Here is a 4,209-nt window from a genome sequence, read left to right on the forward strand (position 1 = left end):
CGCCAGCCGCGGGTCCGGGAGCGCACGCGACCCCGTCAGGGCCCCCCCCCCCCCCGTGGCCCGGGGGGTGGGGCGCCGGGGCGCCGGCCCGCGGGAGGAGCGGGGGTTGCGCCCGCCAAACGGGGGCCTCCCACAGCGGGCGGTTTCCGGCCGCCCCCCCGCCAACCGCACGATGCGACGCACCAGCTTCCCCCCCCCCCGGGAAACCCGCCGCAGCCTCGGCTCGGCACCGCCGTGACGCGCGACCACCCGCGTGATCGCCCCGGCCATCTGGGTACCATCGGCGTCCCAATGCCCAGCCATGTGCAGCCGGGCGAAGGCGGGCAGGGTGGCGCGCTGTTCGAGCAGGCGCCGCATGCAGACGGCGACATCGGGCAGATACGCCCACTGATGGCCGACACCGGGGGCGCCGGGCAAGGTCAGCGTGGTCACCGGTCGCCCCGGTGTCACCAGCGCCTGCGCGAACCAACTGCTGCGCGCCTGCGGGCCGAAGTAATCGCCGCTGCGCAGGATCAGTGCGCGCGCGCCGCCGGTGGTGGCCACCTGCAGGCGGCGCTCCATCTCGGCGCGGAGTGCGCCCTTGCGGGTGCCGGGGGTCTGCGGCGCGTCTTCGTCCGGGCAGGGATACACGTCGGTGCCATAGTTGTAGACCGTGCCGGGCAACACGATGGTGGCGTGTTCGGCACAGGCCGCGGCAATGGTGTGATCGAGCATCGGCAGCACCAGCTCGGCCCAGCGCCGATAGCCTGGCGGATTGACCGCGTGCACGATCACCGCGCAGCCGCGGGCGGCCTGCAGCACATCCGGCAGCTGCATGGCGTCGCCACGCCGCCAGTCGATCCCGTCGCGCCAGGCGCTGGCACTGGCCAGGCCGCGCTGCAAGGCCCGCACCTGCCAGCCGGCATCGCGCAGTTGCCGCGCCAGCTCACCGCCGATGCCACCGCTGGCGCCCAGGACCAGGGCAGTCGATTGCTGTTTCATGACCCATGCCTCGCAGGAAGAGCGGTCAGTGTGGACGCCGGTCGATGGGAAATGAATTGCCGAACATCGCCTAGCCGCTATACATTTCTGTATGGCCGACACGATCCGGTGGGAGCTCTATCGATCCTTTCTCGCCGTGCTGGAGGAGGGCTCACTGTCGGCGGCCTCGCGCGCACTGGGGCTGACCCAGCCCACCATCGGGCGTCATGTCGCCGCGCTGGAAGCGCAGCTGGCGCTGCCGCTGTTCGTGCGCTCCCAGGCGGGCTTGCTGCCGACCGACGCCGCCCATGCCTTGCGCAGCCATGCCGAGGCGATGCGCCACAATGCCACCGCCCTGCAGCGGGCAGCCGGCCACCACCGCCAGGCGGTGCAGGGGACGGTGCGGATCGCCGCCAGCGAGGTGATCGGCGCGGAAGTGTTGCCGCCGATCCTGGCCGCGCTGCGGCAGGCGCATCCGCACTTGCGGATGGAACTGGTGTTGAGCAATCAGCTGCAGGATCTGCTGCAGCGCGAAGCGGATGTGGCAGTGCGCATGACGCGCCCGGAGCAGGCGCAGTTGCTTGCGCGGCGCGTGGGCGAGGTGGCCATCGGCCTGCATGCGCATCCAGAGTATGTGCAGCGACACGGCCTGCCGCAGCATCCCGAGGCGCTTGCGCACCATAGCCTGGTCGGCTTCGATGCCCCTACGCCGTTCCTGCGCGCTGCAAGCAAGGCATTTCCGTTCTGGCGGCACGCGGACGTGGCGCTGCGGGCCGACAGCGATCTGGCGCAACTGGCGTTGATCCGGGCCGGCGCCGGCATCGGCTTCTGCCAGCGGGCGTTGGCACAGCGCGCGCCGCGCTTGCTCGCGGTGTTGCCGCACCAGGTCGGGATGGCGCTGGATGTCTGGGTGACGATGCATCAGGACCTGCGCGCCAGTGCCGCCTGCCGTGCGGTGTTCGACGCGCTGGTGGTCGGGCTGGCCGCGCATTGCACGGTGGTGCCGGCGCAGACGTGAATCGCCGGAGTGGACTCTGGTTCGCGGCGTTCGCGAACCATTGAATCGGAGCAGCTGGACACACCGTAGCCTGCAGCCTCCGGGCACGCGTTGCGTGCAGCCGGAGGCGCAGACCGATCGACGCTTACGGCAGGACCAGCGCGATCGGGTTCGACTTCATGCTGGCGCTGATCGACGGGAACGGATCCACGTTGGTCATCATCACCAGATCGTTGATCGACACCACGTCGCAGTTGATGCTGCTGTCGTTGACGCACAGGTAAGCCGCGGCACCCACGCCTGGCTCGTACACCGCCTTCCACACATAGCTCGGCACTTCCACGCTGTCGGCGCCGATGGTGCTGGGGTTGCTGTCGAACGACGGGCCGGTGACCACGTACAGCTCGCCGCGCTGCTTGGCCAGCTGCCGCACCTGCTCTTCGATATGCGCCCACTCGCCGGTGTTGAGCTTGTGGTCCTGCGGAACCACGTTGGCCATCGAGAAGGTCTCCTTCTCCGAGCTCTCGGTGGACGCATCGCCGGCCGGGGTCATGTGGCCGCGGTCGTAGCCGCTGTTGGTGTAGTCGGAGGTGTGCGAACGATCTGCGGCGGGGATACCGGTTTCGTCATGGAAGCTGCCGACCCGGCCAATCGCCTCGGCGCCGGCGACTTGCTGGTCGGTCAGGTGCTCGACCGAGTACAGCGGCCCCTTGGTCACGCCCGAGGCGAGCAAGGCGTATTCGGTATGACAGACCTCGGTCGTGCGCGTGCTCTGCGCGCTGGGCACGCTCGGCGGCGTGCCGTTGGCGTACAAGGTCGGGCAGCGGGTGGCGGCCAGCGCCGCAGGAGTGGCGACGGCCACCGCCAGGAACAGACAACCGCGCAGGACAAGGGACATGTGACGGACTCATCTGGAGGAGTGACGACCGTGCCAAGGGTCGATGTCGCTGCGATGACCACCACATGTGCGGCTGATGACGGCAGGCGAGTCAGTCTGACAGCCACGCACGTCGAAGGGCCACGCTCGAACGTCCGTATGCGAGACGCATTCTCATTTACAATGTCGGGCCCGCTGGTTTGTCTCCCGCCTGCCTTGATCAAGACCCTGCTGTTCCAGCTGCATTGGTTACTCGGCATCAGCGCAGGGCTGGTGTTGTCGGTGATGGGTGCGAGCGGGGCGATGATGTCCTTCGAGGACGAAATCCTGCGCTGGGCCAACCCGCCGCTGCCGGCCGCCGCGGCGCGGCATGCGGCCGGCGATGCCGCGCTGCCGGTCGATGTGCTGCTGCAACGGCTGCAACTGTCGCCGCGGCAGCAGGTGACCCGGCTGCTGATCGACCCTACCGGCACGCGGCCGTCGGCGCTGCGGCTGGCCGGAAAACAGACCGAGCGCGTCTACTTCGATCCATATACCGGCCAGCGGTTGCCGGCTCCGCGGCTGACTGCGACCTTCGCCTTCATCGAGGACATGCACCGTCATCTGGCTGCCGGCGCGCGCGGTGCCCAGGTCACCGGCGCGTGCGCCTTCGTCCTGCTGTTCTTCTGTCTGTCCGGGCTGTATTTGCGTTGGCCGCGGCGCTGGTGGAGTTGGCGCACCTGGTGGGTGGTGGAATGGCGGCGACAGGGCCGCAGTTTTCTGTGGAGCCTGCACGCGGTGTTCGGCACCTGGTGCCTGCTGGTCTATCTGCTGATCGCCGCGACCGGGCTCACCTGGTCCTATCCCTGGTACCGCGACGCGGTGGCGTCGCTGCTCGGCGGCGAGCGGGTGGCGCGCAGTGTCGGCGCCGGAAATGGGCCGGCTCGGCTGGATCTGTCGGCGGTTGCCCGGACGCTGGATGCGCTGACGCCATCGGCGCGGCGGTCGTCTCTGGATCTGCGGTTGCCAGCCAAACCGGGTCAGCCGGTGATCGCCCGGTTGTTGCCGGACCGTCCGGCCCATGATCGCGCCTTCGATACGCTGGAACTGGATCCGCGCAGCGGTGCACTGCTGCGGCGGCACGACTACGCGCAGCAGTCACGCCGGCAGCAGTGGCTGATCAGTCTCTATGCCCTGCACACCGGTAGCTTCTTCGGCCTGCCCGGACGGCTGGTGGCGATGCTGGCCAGCGCCGGCATGCTGGTGTTCTTCGTCACCGGCTGGATGCTGTATCTGGATCGGCGTGGCAAGCAGCGCGCGCTGCGTGCCGCCCGCATCCAACTGGCGCAGCTGCCGCTCTGGCTGGCGAACGCGATCAGCCAGGGTTCGTCCGAGG

General features: G+C 69.4%; 4 protein-coding genes. 2 read left to right on the forward strand and 2 right to left on the reverse strand.

What is annotated here, in order from left to right; genetic code table 11:
* On the reverse strand, positions 1-981 hold a 981-nt coding region (locus CKY51_RS04565), incomplete at its 3' end, for an NAD-dependent epimerase/dehydratase family protein (RefSeq protein ID WP_244952512.1).
* Between the two features lie 91 nt (positions 982-1,072).
* Here CKY51_RS04565 and CKY51_RS04570 point away from each other — a divergent pair.
* Complete coding sequence (locus CKY51_RS04570; protein ID WP_022972314.1) at positions 1,073-1,978, forward strand: LysR family transcriptional regulator; 906 nt, start codon at positions 1,073-1,075, stop codon at positions 1,976-1,978.
* Positions 1,979-2,102: 124 nt separating this feature from the next.
* On the opposite strand, the gene CKY51_RS04575 is transcribed toward CKY51_RS04570, so the two are convergent.
* On the reverse strand, positions 2,103-2,855 hold the full coding sequence (locus CKY51_RS04575; protein ID WP_022972315.1) for a DNA/RNA non-specific endonuclease: 753 nt from the start codon (positions 2,853-2,855) through the stop codon (positions 2,103-2,105).
* A gap of 195 nt (positions 2,856-3,050) precedes the next feature.
* Here CKY51_RS04575 and CKY51_RS04580 point away from each other — a divergent pair.
* Positions 3,051-4,209 (forward strand): PepSY-associated TM helix domain-containing protein (locus CKY51_RS04580; RefSeq protein WP_170292292.1); only part of this gene is annotated, 1,159 nt, incomplete at its 3' end.

It is taken from the genome of Xanthomonas maliensis, from assembly GCF_009192945.1.
In the GTDB taxonomy this organism is placed as follows: domain Bacteria; phylum Pseudomonadota; class Gammaproteobacteria; order Xanthomonadales; family Xanthomonadaceae; genus Xanthomonas; species Xanthomonas maliensis.